The 16,123-nt window shown below is 61.6% G+C and carries 17 protein-coding genes; 9 read left to right on the top strand and 8 right to left on the bottom strand.

Annotated elements, in window-relative coordinates:
- Nucleotides 1-50 precede the first annotated feature (50 nt).
- From KUV46_00085 to KUV46_00070, 4 genes are all read right to left on the bottom strand, one after another.
- The gene (locus KUV46_00085) at nucleotides 51-1,262 is read right to left on the bottom strand and encodes an RtcB family protein (GenBank protein QYJ00814.1); all 1,212 of its coding nucleotides are present in this window, start codon (nucleotides 1,260-1,262) and stop codon (nucleotides 51-53) included.
- A 372-nt stretch (nucleotides 1,263-1,634) separates the two neighbouring features.
- Complete coding sequence (locus tag KUV46_00080; GenBank protein QYJ00813.1) at nucleotides 1,635-3,653, bottom strand: DEAD/DEAH box helicase; 2,019 nt, start codon at nucleotides 3,651-3,653, stop codon at nucleotides 1,635-1,637.
- Between the two features lie 155 nt (nucleotides 3,654-3,808).
- Nucleotides 3,809-4,546, bottom strand: coding sequence for a DNA repair protein RadC (gene radC / locus KUV46_00075; GenBank protein ID QYJ00812.1), 738 nt, complete (start codon nucleotides 4,544-4,546; stop codon nucleotides 3,809-3,811).
- On the bottom strand, nucleotides 4,543-4,992 hold the full coding sequence (locus tag KUV46_00070) for a GIY-YIG nuclease family protein (protein QYJ00811.1): 450 nt from the start codon (nucleotides 4,990-4,992) through the stop codon (nucleotides 4,543-4,545). The genes radC and KUV46_00070 overlap by 4 nt, the downstream gene beginning before the upstream one ends.
- Before the next feature lie 114 nt (nucleotides 4,993-5,106).
- Here KUV46_00070 and KUV46_00065 point away from each other — a divergent pair, with 114 nt between their 5' ends.
- Nucleotides 5,107-5,760: a cupin domain-containing protein gene (locus KUV46_00065; protein ID QYJ00810.1), complete on the top strand. Its 654-nt coding sequence runs from the start codon at nucleotides 5,107-5,109 to the stop codon at nucleotides 5,758-5,760.
- A gap of 4 nt (nucleotides 5,761-5,764) precedes the next feature.
- Here KUV46_00065 and map read toward each other — a convergent pair whose 3' ends face one another.
- Nucleotides 5,765-6,565 carry a type I methionyl aminopeptidase gene (gene map / locus KUV46_00060; GenBank protein QYJ02317.1) on the bottom strand — a complete coding sequence of 267 codons (801 nt, stop codon included), beginning with the start codon at nucleotides 6,563-6,565 and terminating at the stop codon, nucleotides 5,765-5,767.
- Between the two features lie 114 nt (nucleotides 6,566-6,679).
- Nucleotides 6,680-6,892, bottom strand: coding sequence for a hypothetical protein (locus KUV46_00055; GenBank protein ID QYJ00809.1), 213 nt, complete (start codon nucleotides 6,890-6,892; stop codon nucleotides 6,680-6,682).
- Nucleotides 6,893-7,013: 121 nt separating this feature from the next.
- Between KUV46_00055 and KUV46_00050 the strand changes: the two genes are divergently transcribed.
- Nucleotides 7,014-7,865, top strand: a complete 852-nt coding sequence (locus tag KUV46_00050; GenBank protein QYJ00808.1) for a TauD/TfdA family dioxygenase — start codon at nucleotides 7,014-7,016, stop codon at nucleotides 7,863-7,865.
- Between the two features lie 53 nt (nucleotides 7,866-7,918).
- Here the strand turns inward: KUV46_00050 and KUV46_00045 are convergent, their stop codons facing one another.
- Nucleotides 7,919-8,353, bottom strand: a complete 435-nt coding sequence (locus tag KUV46_00045; GenBank protein ID QYJ00807.1) for an OsmC family protein — start codon at nucleotides 8,351-8,353, stop codon at nucleotides 7,919-7,921.
- A gap of 154 nt (nucleotides 8,354-8,507) precedes the next feature.
- Between KUV46_00045 and KUV46_00040 the strand changes: the two genes are divergently transcribed.
- The 3 genes from KUV46_00040 to KUV46_00030 all read left to right on the top strand — a co-directional run bounded on the left by KUV46_00040 (nucleotide 8,508) and on the right by KUV46_00030 (nucleotide 11,204).
- Nucleotides 8,508-9,875, top strand: coding sequence for a beta-lactamase family protein (locus tag KUV46_00040; protein ID QYJ00806.1), 1,368 nt, complete (start codon nucleotides 8,508-8,510; stop codon nucleotides 9,873-9,875).
- 73 nt (nucleotides 9,876-9,948) lie between these two features.
- Nucleotides 9,949-10,716, top strand: coding sequence for a competence/damage-inducible protein A (locus KUV46_00035; protein ID QYJ00805.1), 768 nt, complete (start codon nucleotides 9,949-9,951; stop codon nucleotides 10,714-10,716).
- Nucleotides 10,713-11,204: a hypothetical protein gene (locus tag KUV46_00030; protein QYJ00804.1), complete on the top strand. Its 492-nt coding sequence runs from the start codon at nucleotides 10,713-10,715 to the stop codon at nucleotides 11,202-11,204. The genes KUV46_00035 and KUV46_00030 overlap by 4 nt, the downstream gene beginning before the upstream one ends.
- Here the strand turns inward: KUV46_00030 and KUV46_00025 are convergent.
- A complete protein-coding gene (locus tag KUV46_00025) occupies nucleotides 11,191-12,873 on the bottom strand; it encodes an FAD-dependent oxidoreductase (GenBank protein QYJ00803.1) in 1,683 nt (560 codons plus the stop codon). The two genes, KUV46_00030 and KUV46_00025, sit on opposite strands and share 14 nt — an antisense overlap.
- An 81-nt stretch (nucleotides 12,874-12,954) precedes the next feature.
- On the opposite strand from KUV46_00025, the gene KUV46_00020 reads away from it, so the two are divergent.
- From KUV46_00020 to KUV46_00005, 4 genes are all read left to right on the top strand, one after another.
- Nucleotides 12,955-13,731 (top strand): enoyl-CoA hydratase, encoded by a 777-nt coding sequence (locus KUV46_00020; protein QYJ00802.1) that lies wholly within the window; start codon nucleotides 12,955-12,957, stop codon nucleotides 13,729-13,731.
- Nucleotides 13,732-13,819: 88 nt separating this feature from the next.
- The gene (locus KUV46_00015) at nucleotides 13,820-14,167 is read left to right on the top strand and encodes a hypothetical protein (protein ID QYJ00801.1); all 348 of its coding nucleotides are present in this window, start codon (nucleotides 13,820-13,822) and stop codon (nucleotides 14,165-14,167) included.
- A 36-nt stretch (nucleotides 14,168-14,203) separates the two neighbouring features.
- Nucleotides 14,204-14,749 carry a hypothetical protein gene (locus KUV46_00010; protein ID QYJ00800.1) on the top strand — a complete coding sequence of 182 codons (546 nt, stop codon included), beginning with the start codon at nucleotides 14,204-14,206 and terminating at the stop codon, nucleotides 14,747-14,749.
- A 96-nt stretch (nucleotides 14,750-14,845) separates the two neighbouring features.
- Nucleotides 14,846-16,060, top strand: a complete 1,215-nt coding sequence (locus KUV46_00005; protein ID QYJ00799.1) for an acetyl-CoA C-acetyltransferase — start codon at nucleotides 14,846-14,848, stop codon at nucleotides 16,058-16,060.
- Nucleotides 16,061-16,123 lie beyond the last annotated feature (63 nt).

The raw sequence follows: 16,123 nt of genomic DNA, 5'->3' as shown, positions 1-16,123 counted from the left end.
GTGGTGTCCGGCGTGTTACCGGATGGCTGCAGACGTTCAGCGCTCACCACTTACCCCTTCACACAGACCACCTGGCGCAGGGTGTGTTCCACCTCCACCAGAGAGGACTGCGCAGCCATTACGGCGTCGATGTCCTTATAGGCCATCGGCGTTTCGTCCACGACGCCAGCATCCTTGCGGCACTCGACGCCTTCGGTGGCGGCCACGTGGTCATCCACGGTGAAACGCCGCTTGGCTTCGGTACGCGACATCGCCCGCCCAGCCCCGTGAGAGCAGGAGCAGAAGCTGTCCACATTCCCTTTCCCGCGCACGATGAAGGACTTTGCCCCCATCGATCCCGGGATGATGCCAAGCTCTCCAGCGCCTGCCCGCACGGCGCCCTTGCGGGTCACCCAGACATCGGCGCCGAAGTGGCGTTCCTTCTCCACATAATTGTGGTGGCAGTTCACCGCATGCTTGTCGGTCGTGAAGCTCTCGAAGGTTTCCCGCAGCGCCATAAGCACGCGGGCCATCATCACTTCACGGTTCAGGCGCGCATAATCCTGCGCCCAGCCCACAGCCTCGACATAGTCGTCGAACAGCGGCTCACCTTCCACAAAGAAGGCAAGGTCGCGGTCCGGCACATGATAGCCGAGCACACGGGTTTCGAGCGCGCGGCGGGCCTCTTCAATGAAGTAGGTCCCGATGCGGTTACCCGTCCCGCGTGAGCCGGAATGCAGCATTACCCACACGGTATCTGCTTCATCGAGGCAGAGCTCGATAAAGTGATTACCCCCGCCCAGCGTACCAAGCTGGGTGGTGTAGGTCTTCGACGCGATCTTGGCGTGGCGCTCACGGATCCGGTCGAACCGGTCCATGAGGTTGGACGCCTTGAGGCGCGATTCCACGGTGGCGGGCACGTATTTGTGGCTGCCACCGCGCCCGTTCCCTACTGGCACAGCGCGTTCGATCGCCCGGCGGATGCCCTTGAGGCTGTCAGGCAGATGCTCTGCGCGCAGGCTGGTGCGGATCGCCATCATGCCGCATCCGATATCCACCCCGACCGCAGCCGGGATGATGGCGCCCTTGGTCGGGATCACAGATCCCACAGTGGCGCCGCGCCCGAAATGCACGTCTGGCATGACGGCGAGGTGGAAATGGACAAAGGGAAGCCCTGCCACATTCTCCAGCTGCTCGCGCGCCTTGTCTTCGACTGGCACGCCCTTGACCCAGGCCTTGATCGCTCCGCCGCGTGCGGTTTCGATCACTTCAAAATCACTCATTGTACTGTGCTCGTCAGACGAGCCCTCCTTTTCTTAGAGAGCCCTCCACACGGCAGCCTGTCGGATCGAGAGAAAGAAAAACCCTCCAGGCTTAAGCGCGTGGAGGGTGCGTGTTATCCGGTTTCCCGGTGGGCTGACGGTCAGCCCCTCACTCAACATCCTCCATAGGCATACCTTCGCCGACCTGTGGCCAGGCGACGGGCAATGCTTTGAAATTGAATGGCCGATAGGTCATCGGGCACTCCATGGCGTTGAATGAGGCGCGGCAGATGTCAGCTCTCGTTCCCGGCGTCAATGTCGGGCACCTAAGAATTTTATCTGAGGACGCGCGCCTGTGTCCGGAAGGTCACAGGCGGCTGTCGGCCAATCTGGCTAGTCCTGCTTTGGCTTGCGGCGCTTTGGCGGCTTCTCGGCCGTCGGGTCAAAGCGGCGCGGCTTTGGTTTGCCAGGCTTTTTCGACTTTGGTCGTTCAGGCGCGCGATCTTCCAGTTGCGACGGTGGGACAGGCCGCGGCTTGCGGGCTGGTTTGCCTTCGCTACGCGGCTTGCCTTCAAAGCGAGGCTTTCCTTCGGCACGAGGCTTTCCAGCGAATTTGCCGGAGCGCTTATCAGAGCGCGGGCCGGATGGCGGGCCAGAGCGCTTCTTCGCCGGGCGGTCTGAATCGCGATCATCGCCGCGTTCCCGGCGGGCAGGGGCAGAGCCTTCCGCCCAGCCGGCCGGTTTCTCGCCCTCGCGCCAGGCAGAGATTGATTTCTCAAGCCGGCCATCAGGCCCGACACGTTCCAGGAAGCCCGGCGCGCTCTCAGCTTTCAGCTCGACGCGCGTATGTGCGTCCTCAATGCGGATTGCGCCGACATCAGTCCGGTGAAGGCCGCCAGCCTTGCAGAGCATTGGCAACAGCCAGCGCGGGTCTGCGCCGGATTTGCGGCCAACGGAAAGATTGATCCAGACGCTGTCTTCAAAATCGTTGCGTTCGGCGCGCGGTTCGCGGCGGTCTGTACGCTCACGTCGAGGTCCATCACCGCGAGGGCCGTCGCCGCGCGGCGGGCGCTCACGCTTGTCGGCGGGGCGGTACTCCGGCACGTCCATCAGCTCTTCAGGGGCAGAGCGCCGCGCGCGATGATGCGCGACGAAGGCAGCGGCGACCTGTTCGGCGCCGTGAATGTCGATCAGCATACGCGCCATCTCATGGTCGCTGGCACTTGCTGTTTCGGTCAGGGATGGGTGGTTGAGCAGGCGCTCATCATCGCGTTTGCGGATGTCGTCGGCGCCGGGGGCATCGGTCCAGCTCGCCTCGACGCGGGCATCCTGCAGCAGGCGCTCGATGCGGCGGCGGGCCTTGAACGGCACGATCAGGACGCTGACGCCCTTGCGGCCGGCGCGGCCCGTGCGCCCGGACCGGTGCAGCAGCGCTTCGCGGTTGGTCGGCAGGTCAGCATGGATGACGAGGTCGAGGTCTGGCAGGTCGAGGCCGCGTGCGGCGACATCGGTCGCGACGCAGACATTGGCCCGCCCATCGCGCAGGGCCTGCAGCGCATGCGTACGCTCGCTCTGGCTGAGCTCACCTGACAGGGCAACAACGCTCAGGCCGCGATTGTGAAAGCGCGCGAGGAGGTGGTTCACATTCGCGCGGGTCTTGCAGAAGACAAGCGCATTCTTGGCTTCATGGAAGCGCAGGACGTTGATGATCGCATTCTCAACGTCCGACGGCGCAATGGAATGCGCGCGGTAGTCGATATCGGCGTGCTGGTCCGTGTCGGAAATTGTGTTGATACGAACGGCATCGCGCTGGAACGTCTCAGCAAGGCGCGCGATCGGCTTCGACACGGTCGCTGAGAAGAGAAGCGTGCGGCGGTCTTCCGGCGCGGCGCTTAGAAGGGTCTCAAGCTCCTCGCGGAAGCCAAGATCCAGCATTTCGTCCGCTTCATCCATGGCGACGACGCGAATGTCGTCGAGCACAAGGCTGCCGCGATTGAGGTGATCGACCAGGCGGCCTGGCGTGCCCACGACAATGTGGGCGCCCTTCATCAGGTCAGAGCGCTCTTCGCGCGGATCCATACCGCCCACGCAGGAGACAACGCGTGCGCCTGCTTCGGCATACAGCCAGTCGAGTTCGCGGTGCACCTGCACAGCAAGCTCGCGCGTCGGCGCAACAACAAGCGCCAGCGGTGTGCCTGGACGTGGAAGCCGGTCAGCCCCCATCAGCAGGGAAGGGGCCATTGCAATGCCGAACGCGACCGTCTTGCCCGAACCCGTCTGCGCAGAAACCAGCAGGTCTGACGCGGCAATCTCAGGGTCGAGCATAGCAGATTGCACAGGGGTCAGCTGGTCATATCCACGCGCAGCAAGAGCTTGGCCCAGTGCAGGGACAATTGCGGATTGGTCGGTCATTTAGGGAGGCTTTCGGTCAATGTCGTCGGCCGCAACCAAATCGCGGCCCGGCCGCAGTCGAGTGTACCTTATGTGCACATCATGGGCCGAAGCGCGGCTCATAGCGGTTTTTGAGGCTGACAGCCATCCCTTCCAGCAGCAAAGATGCAAGCGCGCTAGATAAGGCCTTGGGCCTTGAAGCTGGTCACCCCGCCGCGCGCCGCGATGAGGTGGTCATGCACGGTGATTTCCAGTGCATCTAGCGCATCGATGATTGCACGGGTCATGTCGATATCGGCCCTTGAGGGTGTCGGGTCGCCAGATGGATGGTTGTGCACGAGGATCAGGCTGGACGCCTGAAGTTCCAGCGCCCGCCGCGCTATCTCGCGTGGATAGACCGGGGCGTGATCCACTGTTCCATGCCCCATGATCTCATCAGCGATGAGCTGGTTCTTGCGGTCGAGAAAGAGGACGCGAAACTGCTCGCGGCCCTCATGTTGAAGCTCGCGCTTTACATAGTCTGTGAGGGCCGACCAGCTCGAAATCACGGTGCGCGAAGCCAGCGTCTCTCGGGTTGCGCGCGCGCCAATCTCTGCAGTGGCCTTGAGATAGGCAGCAACAGTCTCGCCAACGCCAGCGACCTTGATGAGGTCAGCCGGGCGCGCAGAGAGAACCGCGCTCAGCGACCCGAAACGCGCCAGCAGCGCTTTCGATATGGGCTTGACGTCCCGGCGGGGAATGAAAGCGAAGAGCAGCGTCTCGAGAAGTTCATAATCCTCCAGCGCGATGGCGCCGCGCTCAATTAGCTTCGTGCGCAAGCGGTCACGATGGCCCTGCCAGTGCGGCTTCGCTGAGACGAAAGGTCGGGCCGGTGCCGTCAGTCCAAGTAGCGGGGCTTCCTCAACGGGTTTCATCTCGCCACCTTTGACATGTCACCCCAGCCGCCATGGGCCCCAGCTTTCGCTGGGGTGGCGGTTATGGGTTTGGGGTGAGCGTTGGATTGGCCGCCTTCCTGACGAAAGTCAGGACCCATGGCGGCTGGGTGATAATGCATCCGATAGTGACGCGCGCCCAAAGGGTGCCAGTCGTCAGCCAGATCCCGCCAGCCCGGATTGTCTTTCTCAATCAGGGAAATCTTCCATTCGCGGCGCCACCCCTTCATCTGCCGCTCACGTGTCAGCGCGGCGTCACTCGTCCCGAACGTGTCGTACCAGACAAGGCGCCTGCAGCCATATTTGCTCGCAAAGCCCCGTATGACGCCATTCCGATGTTCGTGCGCACGGCGTTCGATATCGTCGGTATGGCCGATATAGAGCGTGCCGTTCCGCTGGTTGGTGACGATGTACACGAAAAAAGCCATCTGCCCGTTCTTCCGGTTTGTTCTTATAATGTTCCGGTCGTGCCATCCCGTCAAGCTTGTCTGGTTTCGAAAGCCGGATAAAACCGAGCGCAATATAAAAAACAGGGGAGAGTTATGTTCAGGATCATTCTAGGGGGTGTCCTTACGCTTGGGGCCGCCATGTCCGCGGCAGCGCAGGACCATAGCGCGCATGCTCAGCATCAGGCGCATGGCGCGCATAGTGAGCATGAAGGGCACGCCGCCCATCACCAGCATCATCACACGGACAAGCTTGTGCTGGCGGAGACAGGCGAGGCGGTCGAGAACCCGTTCCACCCGGTGCGCCTGCTGCTGTCGTCTGAAGAAAGCATGGGTGAAGTCGCGATTTACGAGTTCATCTTGCCGCCGCAGAGCCCGGGCTCGCCGCCGCACACGCATTCGCGGGAAGACGAGTATTTCTACGTGCTTCAGGGCACGCTTGATATTCTCTCGGATGGCTCGGTGAAGCGCATATCGGAAGGCGATTTTGCGGCTCTGAAGCGCGGCAATGCGCACATGTTCTGGAACGGCTCTGACACCGAAACCCAGCTTCTGATGATGACGACCGGCGCGTCTTTCGAGCAGTTTCTTGAAAGCGTGAGCCCGCGCCTTGCGGAAGCCAGGCCAGCCTCACCTGAGGCGGCAGGCGCTGTCATAGGCCAGCTCGCCGCTGAACACGGCATCGAAATTTCGATGGAGATGATGCCGGCGGCGGCAGCGCCTTATTATGCGCCGCCTCCAGCTGAGTAGGAGGCTAGAGCTCTACCGTGTGAGGGGTGTGCCAGCCCTTTGGTGAGCTTGTGAAGATCTCGACGCCGTCTTCGGTGACGCCGACCGAGTGTTCGAACTGGGCAGAAAGTTGACGGTCGCGGGTCACGGCGGTCCAGCCATCGGGCAGGATTGCTGCGTCCTTGCGGCCGATATTGAGCATGGGCTCAATCGTGAAGAACATGCCGGGTTTCAGCTCCGGACCCGTTCCGGCGCGGGCTGAATGGACGACATTTGGCTCATCGTGGAAGAGCTGGCCGAGGCCGTGGCCGCAGAAATCCTCAACGACCGAAAGGCGGTTCTTGGCGGCGATCTTTGAGATGGCCGCGCCGATGTCACCAAAGCGGTTGCCGGGCTTCACCGCCGCGATGCCTGCCATCAGCGATTCATAGGTCACATCCATCAGGCGCTCGGCTTTGCGCTTCGGCGTGCCGGCCGCGTACATGCGCGAATGGTCGCCGTGCCAACCATCGACGATCACTGTAACATCGATATTGGCGATGTCGCCATCCTTGAGCGGGCGGTCGCCTGGAATGCCGTGACAAATGACGTGGTTGAGCGAGATGCATGAGGCATGGCGATAGCCGCGATAACCGATGGTGGCGGATTGCGCGCCGTGATCGTAGACAAACTCGCGAATTAGATCGTCCAGATGCGCCGTGGTAACACTGGGTTTCACCTCCGGCACCAGCATGTCGAGGCATTCGGCGACCAGCCTGCCAGCCTTGCGCATGCCTTCAAAGCCCGCCTCGTCATGGATGCGGATCTCGCCGTTGCGCACGGGCATGATCAGGTCGGCTTCGGACATGGGGTGGCCTCAGAACTGGTTAGGCCCGCAATATGGCAGCACTCGGCCCGAGTTTCCACCTCGGCAGGGCGCCAGACTGCAGCGCCGGCCTCGCTATTTGCGCGCGGCTTTCTCTGCCTGCTCGGCTTTCGCGGCAAGTTTGTCCTTGTCCTTCTCGAACTGTTCGGGGTTTTCGTATTCCTCGCGCGCGGCTTCTTCGCGGATTGCCCGGGCTTTTGGGGACTTCAGCCGTGAGCGAAGAACAGCCCAGACAAGAATGCCGAACAGGATGACGGCGCCGACGAAATATAGGACTTCAATACCCATGATCTGGCTCCAGTATTTGCTTTGAAAAACAATGCTGGCGGGGGCTCTCCGTTCCGATTGTTTCCTGATTTGCGGCTTTCAGCGTACACTGGCTTAAAGAAAAGAACCGGGAGGAAGCAGAATGAACATACATGTGGGGGCTGAGGCGTTTGCGCGCTTTGAGGCACGGCGACTGTCGCCTGCAATCGGCGCCGTGCTGCACGGTGTGGACCTGTCAGAGCCGATGGACGACGCGCTGGTGGCTGAGATCCGCAAGGCGCTGCTGCGCTACAAGGTGATCTTCTTCCGCGATCAGGACATCACGCGAGAGCAGCATATCGCCTTCGCCCGCAAGTTCGGTGAGCTCGAAATCCACCCTGCGACGCCGAAGGATCAGGAAAATCCCGAGGTTCTGCGGATCGTCCACAATGCCAGCAATAAGGGCCAGGAAAACTCCTGGCATTCGGATGTGACGTGGCGGACAGAGCCTTCGCTTGGCTCGGTGCTGCGGGCGATCGAGCTGCCGCAAGTGGGCGGCGACACGCTCTTTTCCGATATGGTGATGGCCTATGAGGGCCTTTCAGAAAAGATGAAGGAATTCTGCTGCGGGCTTACGGCGGTTCATGACATTGCCCGGGTCTTCGCAAAGCGTTTGGGTAAGGACCCCAAGGAGCTGCACGCCAAGTTTCCGCCGCAGGAGCATCCAGTGATCCGCACCCACCCGGAGACGGGTGAGCGTCTGATCTATGTGAACACAGCTTTCACAAGCCATATCAAGGACTTGTCGAAAGAAGAGAGCGACTGGCTTCTACAGCATCTCTACAGCCAGGCCGCCGTGCCAGAGTATCAGTGCCGCTTCCGCTGGGAGGTTGGCTCAATCGCTTTCTGGGATAACCGGGCCTGCCAGCATTATGCGGCGAGCGACTATTTCCCGGACGTGCGCGTCATGGAGCGCGTGACGATTGCGGGCGACCGGCCATACTTCGAGGCATAAGAAAACGGGGCCGCAAAGGGCCCCGTTTTCCGCTGTATTATCCCTGAAACGGATCAGGCGAGCTTGGCGTCGAGCGTCACCTTGATGGCGCCGAGGGCCTTGGACATTGGGCATTCTTCCTTGGCCTTGTTGGCAAGCTCCTGGAACTTCGCCCCATCGATCCCCGGCACTTTGCCGGTTAGGGTGAGGGCGGATGATTTTACCTCGAAGCCGCCATCAACCTCCTCGACCGTGATGACGGACTTCGCCTCGAGGTCTTCTGCAGGGGTGTCGTTCATGGCGAGGAATGCCGAGAGCTGCATGGCAAAGCAGCCTGCATGGGCCGCACCGAGCAGCTCTTCCGGGTTCGTGCCGGCCTTGCCGCTTTCGTCTTCGAAACGGGCCTTGAAGGAGTAGCCGTGGCTTGAGAGGGCGCCGCTCTGGGTGTCGATGGTGCCTTTGCCGTCCTTGAGGGGGCCTGACCAGTGGGCTGTGGCGTGACGTTTCATTCTGAAGTCCTTTCCTTTGGGGAAGCTGTTGATACCTCTCACCTTGAGCGGCGAGGTGGCGCGTCAAGGCAGAAACGTTGGGCCCATACAGAGGTTGCCTGCAGGCGGAAACTAGCGCTTGGTACAGTCGGAAAATCCTTGGGAGGAATTCGTCGTGAAGAACGAAATCATGGTGCAGTCACGGTGCATTGGCGGTGTACTGGCGGTGTTTCTGGCGGCGGCTTGCACAAATGCAGCTGACCCTGCTGAAAATTCAGCCGAAGTGTCGCCAGCAAGCGCAGATGCCGCCACCGAAACGCGCGCCGCTTTCAGCGAGGAAGGCCTTGCCGCGCTGGATGAGCTGCTCGCTGGCTATGTCGAGGCAGGGCAGGTGGCCGGCATTGAGGCGATGCTCGTCAAGGATGGTGAGATTGCCTATTCGGCGAGGCACGGGCTTCGCGACGTCGAAGACCAGACCCCGCTCGGCAAGGACACGATCTGGCGTATCTACTCGATGTCAAAGCCGGTGACCGGCGTCGCGCTGATGCAGCTCTATGAAGACGGCAAGTTCGACCTCGACGATCCGCTGAGCGACTATATCCCCGAGTTCGAGAATTTGCAGGTTCTGGCCGGTGAGAATGAGGATGGCACGCCCATCCTGGAGCCGCTTGAGCGTGAGCCGACAATTCGCGACGCAATGCGCCACACGGCAGGGTTCGCCTATGGCCTGTTCGGCGAGGATTATTCGAACCGCCAGTTCCGGGAACAGCGGATCCTGAGTTCGCCCGGGCTTGATGTGCTCGTCGACCGGGTTGCCGAAGTGCCTCTCCTGTTCCAGCCGGGCGAGCAATGGTCTTACGGCGTCGGCGTTGATATCCAGGGTTATCTCATCGAGCAGTTCTCTGGCATGAACCTTGGCGAGTATCTCGACGCCAATATCTTCACCCCGCTCGGGATGGACGACACTGGCTTCTACGTGCCGGACGCAGACTATGACCGCTTCGCCGACCTCATGGTCTGGTCCCCTGAAGCGGGCCGGTTCGTGCCGGTGCCTGAGACGCGCGAGAGCACGGCGGCGGTGCCCTATCTCTACCGGCAGGACACAGTGCCATTTGAATCCGGTGGCCACGGTCTGGTGGCGACCATCAGCGACTATGCCCGGTTCAGCCAGATGATGCTGAATGAGGGGAGCCTCGATGGCGCAGAGATAATCTCGCCGGAGACGGTTGAGCTGATGACGAGCGACCAGTTGCCCGAAGGTCTGGGCATCAGCTTCAATGGTACGGCGCGGGCCACCATGACGGCAGAGCCGCACAAGTTCGGTCTGGACTGGGGCATTATTTCGGACCCGGAAGCCATGGCGAGCCCGGCCGGGGCTGGCACCTATTACTGGGGCGGGGCAGCCGGGACATGGTTCTGGATCGATCCGGTGAACGATCTGTACTTCATCGCCATGATCCAGCGTTTCGGCAATAATCCGGACATGCCGTTCGAGCCGCGCGCCCAGTCAATGGCGCTGGTCTATGAGGCTTTGCAGGAATAATGAGACAATTCAGCTGCTTCCCTTTTCGCTGCGAAGCGGTGAGGGGAGGGCGTAGCGTTTGCAGGACATATCCATGACAGCACCAACCGCCGCCATCTGCCTTATCGGGGACGAGCTTCTCTCAGGGCGCACGCGGGACATCAATGTCCAGCAGATTGCAGGCTATCTGCGGCCGCTCGGCATTCCGGTCGAGGAAGTACGGATCGTGCCGGACGTGCAGGCGCGCATCGTCGAGGCGGTCAACGCTTTGCGCGAGCGATACTCCTATGTTTTCACGACCGGCGGGATAGGGCCGACCCATGACGACATTACCGCAGACGCCATCGCAGCCGCCTTCGGTGTCGGGATCGACAAGCATCCAGAAGTGATGGCGATGCTGCAGGCACGCTATGACGAGATCGGCACCGAGTTCACAGAAGCCCGCCAGCGCATGGCCCGGATACCTGATGGTGCCAGCCTGATCGAGAATCCGGTATCGGGTGCGCCCGGCTTCCAGACCGGCAATGTCTTCACACTGGCAGGCGTGCCTTCGATCGTTCAGGGCATGCTGCAGGATATCGGACACAGGCTGGAACATGGCAGGGTGGTGCATGCGAGGACCGTCCGCGTGCCGGGTCTTCGTGAAGGCGATATCGCCGAAGCCCTCAGTGAGCTCGACAAGTCATACGAAGAAGTGAGTTTCGGCTCCTATCCATGGTTCAGGTCTGTGAGCGACCATGGCGTGTCACTGATCGCCCGCTCGGCAGATGAGGATGCCCTGACGACAGCGGCGCAAAAACTTGTCGAACTGGCCGCCTCCGTTGGCGGCGAGAGCGAAGTCATCGAAGGGGAAGCAAGTTGACCCGGCCCTATCTTGCCAAGACGCCCATGATCATCCTGTCCGGTCTGGCGATGGTCGCCATCGGGTTCTGCTTCAGCCTTGTGGGGCCAGCCGTGGACGGGAAGCTTCTCGACATGATCTGGACCGGGCCAGCCGCCGAGGCACGGCTGGCGGAGATGGATAGCGGTGCCCGCACAGCGCATTTCTGGGCGACGCTTGTCATCGATACCGCCTATCCGCTCGCCTATGGCGCATTCCTCGCCGGGCTGGCAGCGCGCTTCGCGCCAATGCGGTTTGCAAGGCTCGCCATGCTGCCAGCATTCCTGATCGTCATTCTGGATCTCGCTGAAAACACGGTACAGATGATCGCGCTTCAGGGGGCGGGCAATTATCTCTGGCTGAAGACGTATCTGACGCCAGCGAAATTTGGCATGTTCGGTGTCGCGGCCTTGCTGGCAGGCGTGCTCGGCCTTTTGGCGTTGGCGCGCTTCGCTCTCAGGAACCGCTAGGCGTTATCTCTGCGAGCGCCTTGTGAATGTCGCTGACAACGACGGAGCCTTCGCCCACGCTGGAGGCGACGCGCTTGACTGACCCGATCCGCACATCGCCGACGGCGTAGACGCGTGGCCATGAGGTTTCATAGCGGGTCGGCATCCGGTCGAGGGTCCAGCCTGCGCGCACGAGATCCAGATTGGAGAGGTCCGGGCCGGTTTTCACGAACCCCTTCTCATCGCAGCTCATATGCTGGGGCAGCCAGTCGGTAAAAGGCTGGGCGCCGATGAAGAGGAAGACGAAACCGATATCATGCTCGCTCACCTCTCTGGTGGTGCGGTGGCGAAGGCTGAGCCGGGTCAGGCGATCATTGAGCTGATCTTCGCTGCCAGTGCCGTGCAGCGTGTCGATTTCAGTCTCTGGATGAAGGTGGATGTTCGGCGTCTCTTCGAGGCGGCGCACGAGATATTCCGACATGGTGTCGCGAATGTTCGGGCGCCTGAACAGGACGTGGACGTTGCGGGCCGTCTGGCTGAGGAAGACCGCGCCCTGACCAGCTGAATTGCCCGCGCCGACGAGACAGACATCCTGGCCGCCGCACAGCTGCGCCTCCATGGGCGTTGCGCCATAATAGATGCCGCGCCCTTCGAACCGTTCCAGATTCTCGATCGGCAGGCGGCTATACTGAGCGCCGGTGGCAATGACCACGGCGCGGGCCTTGAGGCGGCGGCCGTCCTTCAGCGAGATGCAATAATTGTCGCCGTCGCGTGCAAGATCGACCGCGCTGGCAGGTGATGCGATACGGGCGCCGAATTTCTGCGCCTGAATGGAAGCGCGCGAAGCAAGCTCACGGCCTGAAACACCCATGGGGAAGCCGAGATAGTTCTCGATCTTTGACGATGTGCCCGCCTGACCACCGGGGCCGTCACTGTCCAGCGTGACCACGGTGAGGCCTTCCGAAGCGGCATAGACCGATGCGGCAAGCCCGGCGGGGCCTGCGCCCACCACAACAACATCGGTGCAGCTATTGTCGGGTACGAGATCGAGGCCGAAGGCTTCGGACAATTCGCCGACATCGGGGCGCGACATGATACGAGAACGCCCACGGATCACGACGGGCAGGTCAGCGGCTGCAATCTCTCTCGCTTCCATGATGCGCTTTGCAAGCGGGTCCTTGTCCGGGTCGAGCCAGCGATGGGCGATCATGTGCTTGGAGAGGGTGTCACGGGCGACGAACACGTCGCGGTCATGCGCGTCGCCTATCACGATGACGGCGCCGTGGGAGGCATTGTGCGAGAAGATCCGCCGCGCTGTCAGCGTGCGCACGAAAATGTCGGAGAAATGCGAGTTCTCAACCAGCAGGCGCTGGAAATTGTCGTGCGAGATATGAAGCACCTCGCCGGCCTCTCCCATCTCGACGCGCGAGAGCGAGGCCTGACCCGTCAGGATGGAGATGTCGCCAGCAAACTGGCCGCGCTCCATCCAGCCAAGACGTTTTTCGCCTTCTGGCGTTTCAACAAGGATGCTGGTGTGGCCCGACAGCGTGATGAGGCAATCGACATTCGCGTCGCCTTCATCAATTAGCGGATCACCCACCGCATGGGCGCGAACGTCGCCGAAGGGCTTCAGCGCCTCAAGCTCTTCGTCCGAAAAGGTGAAGTTCACATCTGCAGGGGGCTTACCCATGGTCTGGCCTTGGCGTTTCCGGATGGTCCAGTTTAAGTCTCTAGCGACGAAGCAGAACAAAGACCATGGAGAGGAAGCCAGATGTCCGAGAATATCGTGCGCGTGGAAAGAGACGGCCCAGTTGCAATCGTGACGCTGAACCGGCCGGATGCGCTGAACGCGCTGAGCCGGGCCCTGCGTGCCGAACTCGTGAAAGTGTTCACCGAGCTGGCGAAGGACGACACGGTTCGCGCCGCGGTGCTGACGGGCGAGGGCCGTGCCTTCACCGCTGGCGTCGACCTCAAGGAAGCCGGGCAGACCGGCTTTGCGCTCGGCGCCGATGGTGGCGACATTGATCTTTCGAAGGGGCTTGCCGCTTTCCCGTGGCCGATCATCGGCGCGATCAACGGCTTCGCGATCACCGGCGGCTTTGAGCTTGCCCTGATGTGCGACGTGCTGCTGGCATCGGAGAATGCGAAGTTCGCTGACACGCATGCGCGCGTCGGTATCGTGCCAGGCTGGGGCCTTAGCCAGAAGCTGCCGCGCATGATTGGTATGAGCCGCGCCAAGGAGCTGTCCTTCACCGGCAACTTCCTCGATGCGGAGACCGCCGAGCGCTGGGGCCTCGTCAACCGGGTCTACAAGGCCGATGCGCTGATGCCTGCGGCGATCAAGATGGCGCACGAGATGGCAAGCTGCGACGCCGTGCTGCTACGCAAGTACAAGGCGCTGATCGATGATGGCTTCGCGACCACATTCGGCGATGCGATGAAGATGGAAGTCAAACGCTCTGCCGAGCATGCACAGTCCGTCACGGCTGATAGCGTCGAGCAGGCGCGCAAGGCAGTAACTGAACGCGGGCGCGGGCAGAACGGATAAGCGCTTAAGGCCAAATTTGCTGGCTTTGTCTTGGAAAGTGCTGCAAATGCTCCAGTTCCTGCGTGAAGGTTCTATTTCGGAGTTAAAGATGCTCGCTCGTATTCTTGTTCTTGCCTCACTTCCGCTTGCCCTTTCGCTGACGGCGGCAGGACAGATCGCGACCAGCAATGAGAAGGGCGCGACGGGCGCGTATTCGAACGATATCGACTCGTCCTTCACATCCGAGAGCCGCTATGGCCCACGCAGCGCGCTGGATGACCTTCGCGCCGATGTCGACCGCGACCGTGAGGCCGAAGAGCGCCTGCGCCAGCGTCAGCAGCTCATGCGTGAGACCGAAAGCGCAGAGGAATCCGGCACGCTGATTGATACCGGTTTGCCGGATCCGATCACTGAAGAAGACCTCGCTGACAGCGAAGTCGAGCGGGTCGAAGACTAGCGGGAACCGAAGCTGCGGGCATGCCGTTGATCCGGCATGTCTGTCCCGCGTTCCCGCTTCTCCAAAATCACGCTGGCGCTTGTTGCCGGTTTTACTCTCACCGCTCCGGTCCTGGCCCAGAACGCGCAGACCTATGTCGCCAATGGCCGCTATGCCAGCGACTATGAGGTCGCCAGCTGGCCTGACAGTGACCGGGCGCGCCAGACCGATTATCTCGAACAGCAATATATGGCCTCTGACGAACTGCTCGGTGGGCCTGTTGCCAAGCCCGGTGAGCCGCGCTTTGGCAGGGCAGCGGTCGCCGAAGTCGGCAAGATTCGTCCTGAGCTGCGCCTCGCGAGTGCTGGCAGCGATCGGGGCGGCGGCGCCGCTGCGCCTGCGCAACCCAGCATTCCGGCAGCAGGCATGCGGGTCGAAAGCATGTACGGCGAGGATATCGGTTCTGTTGCCATGGTGCAGTCCGAAGAGGGCAAGGTCGATGCTATCTGGGTGCGCATCACGACCGGGTCAGCGACAGATCTGGTCCAGCTGAAGCGCACGCGGTTTGACGTCGAAGGCGGACGGATCGTCATCTCCAACTAGAGCGGTGCGGCTTCGCCGCGCATTTCTCCACGGTATGGGTTGCACGCGGGGCCGAGATTGGCTGTATGGCGTGGATCAGTTTCGGGAGGAAATACCATGCGTGATGTCGTCATCTGTTCACCGCTTCGCCTGCCTGTCGGCGGCTTTGGCGGCAGCCTGAAATCAGAGCAGGCGCATGACCTGGCTTCCTTCCTCGTCCGCGAGTTGATGAGCCGCAATGACGTGCCGGCAGAAGCAGTCGATGATTGTGTGTTCGCGCAGTGCTATCCGTCCATGGAAGCGCCGGCGCTTGGCCGCGTCGTTGCGCTGGACGCTGGCCTCACCACGGGGACCGGCGGTATCCAGATCGACCGCCGTTGTGGCTCAGGCCTGCAGGGCGTCATCTATGCGATCATGCAGATTGCGACGGGGGCAAGCGATGTGATGATCGCTGGCGGCGCCGAGAGCATGTCGAACGCGCCGTTCTTCTCCACCCATATGCGCTGGCAGATCAAGGGCGATGGCCTGATGCTCCATGACGGCCTGACGCGCGGGCGCTACACCGCTGGCGGCAAGTTCTACCCGGTCGAAGGCGGCATGATCGAGACGGCAGAGAATCTGCGCCGTGACTATGGCATCACCCGCGAGGCGCAGGATGAGTTTGCCTATAACTCCCACATGAAGGCGGCTGCGGCGCAGAAGTCTGGCAAGTTCGACCAGGAGATCGTTCCGTTCACCGTGAAGGGTCGCAAGGGCGACACCGTTGTCGACAAGGACGAACATATTCGCGCCGACTCCTCACTCGAGAAGCTGTCCACGCTGCGCGCACTGCGCGGCAAGGTCGATCCGGACGCAACCGTCACGGCAGGCAATGCGTCGGGCCAGAATGATGGCGCGGCGGCCTGTATCGTCTGTACCCGTGAAGCCGCGGAGAAGTATGGCCTGAAGCCACTGGCGCGTCTCACCTCCTGGTCTGTCGCGGGCGTTGGTCCAGAAGTCATGGGCATCGGCCCTGTGCCTTCGACCCAGAAGGCGCTGGACCGGGCTGGCCTCAAGCTTTCCGACCTCGACGTGATCGAGCTCAACGAAGCGTTCGCATCGCAGGTGCTGGCCTGCACCAAGGCGCTTGGTTTTGAGAAAGAGGACTATGAGCGCCTCAACCCGAACGGGTCCGGGATCTCGCTTGGTCACCCGGTTGGCGCAACAGGCGTGCGTATTCTTACGACGATGCTCTACGAGATGGAGCGCCGCGAAGCGCGCTATGGTCTGGAGACGATGTGCATTGGCGGCGGGCAGGGCCTGGCTGCGATTTTCGAGCGCGTGACAGACTAAAGGGTCGCTAGCAGGCAAGCGCGCTTGCCTGTCGCAACCATTGCAAACTAGACAAGTCTGGTG

The organism is Thalassovita mediterranea, from assembly GCA_019448215.1.
Classification (GTDB): Bacteria; Pseudomonadota; Alphaproteobacteria; order Caulobacterales; family Hyphomonadaceae; genus Henriciella.
This window is presented reverse-complemented; position numbering and strand designations above follow the sequence as displayed.

Excerpts from the sequence above, each read along its gene's own strand:
- KUV46_00085 (QYJ00814.1), bottom strand. The coding sequence starts at position 1,262 with ATGAGTGATTTTGAAGTGATCGAAACCGCACGCGGCGGAGCGATCAAG.
- KUV46_00080 (QYJ00813.1), bottom strand. The coding sequence starts at position 3,653 with ATGACCGACCAATCCGCAATTGTCCCTGCACTGGGCCAAGCTCTTGCT.
- radC (QYJ00812.1), bottom strand. The coding sequence starts at position 4,546 with ATGAAACCCGTTGAGGAAGCCCCGCTACTTGGACTGACGGCACCGGCC.
- KUV46_00070 (QYJ00811.1), bottom strand. The coding sequence starts at position 4,992 with ATGGCTTTTTTCGTGTACATCGTCACCAACCAGCGGAACGGCACGCTC.
- KUV46_00065 (QYJ00810.1), top strand. The coding sequence starts at position 5,107 with ATGTTCAGGATCATTCTAGGGGGTGTCCTTACGCTTGGGGCCGCCATG.
- map (QYJ02317.1), bottom strand. The coding sequence starts at position 6,565 with ATGCCCGTGCGCAACGGCGAGATCCGCATCCATGACGAGGCGGGCTTT.
- KUV46_00055 (QYJ00809.1), bottom strand. The coding sequence starts at position 6,892 with ATGGGTATTGAAGTCCTATATTTCGTCGGCGCCGTCATCCTGTTCGGC.
- KUV46_00050 (QYJ00808.1), top strand. The coding sequence starts at position 7,014 with ATGAACATACATGTGGGGGCTGAGGCGTTTGCGCGCTTTGAGGCACGG.
- KUV46_00045 (QYJ00807.1), bottom strand. The coding sequence starts at position 8,353 with ATGAAACGTCACGCCACAGCCCACTGGTCAGGCCCCCTCAAGGACGGC.
- KUV46_00035 (QYJ00805.1), top strand. The coding sequence starts at position 9,949 with ATGACAGCACCAACCGCCGCCATCTGCCTTATCGGGGACGAGCTTCTC.
- KUV46_00025 (QYJ00803.1), bottom strand. The coding sequence starts at position 12,873 with ATGGGTAAGCCCCCTGCAGATGTGAACTTCACCTTTTCGGACGAAGAG.
- KUV46_00020 (QYJ00802.1), top strand. The coding sequence starts at position 12,955 with ATGTCCGAGAATATCGTGCGCGTGGAAAGAGACGGCCCAGTTGCAATC.
- KUV46_00015 (QYJ00801.1), top strand. The coding sequence starts at position 13,820 with ATGCTCGCTCGTATTCTTGTTCTTGCCTCACTTCCGCTTGCCCTTTCG.
- KUV46_00010 (QYJ00800.1), top strand. The coding sequence starts at position 14,204 with ATGTCTGTCCCGCGTTCCCGCTTCTCCAAAATCACGCTGGCGCTTGTT.
- KUV46_00005 (QYJ00799.1), top strand. The coding sequence starts at position 14,846 with ATGCGTGATGTCGTCATCTGTTCACCGCTTCGCCTGCCTGTCGGCGGC.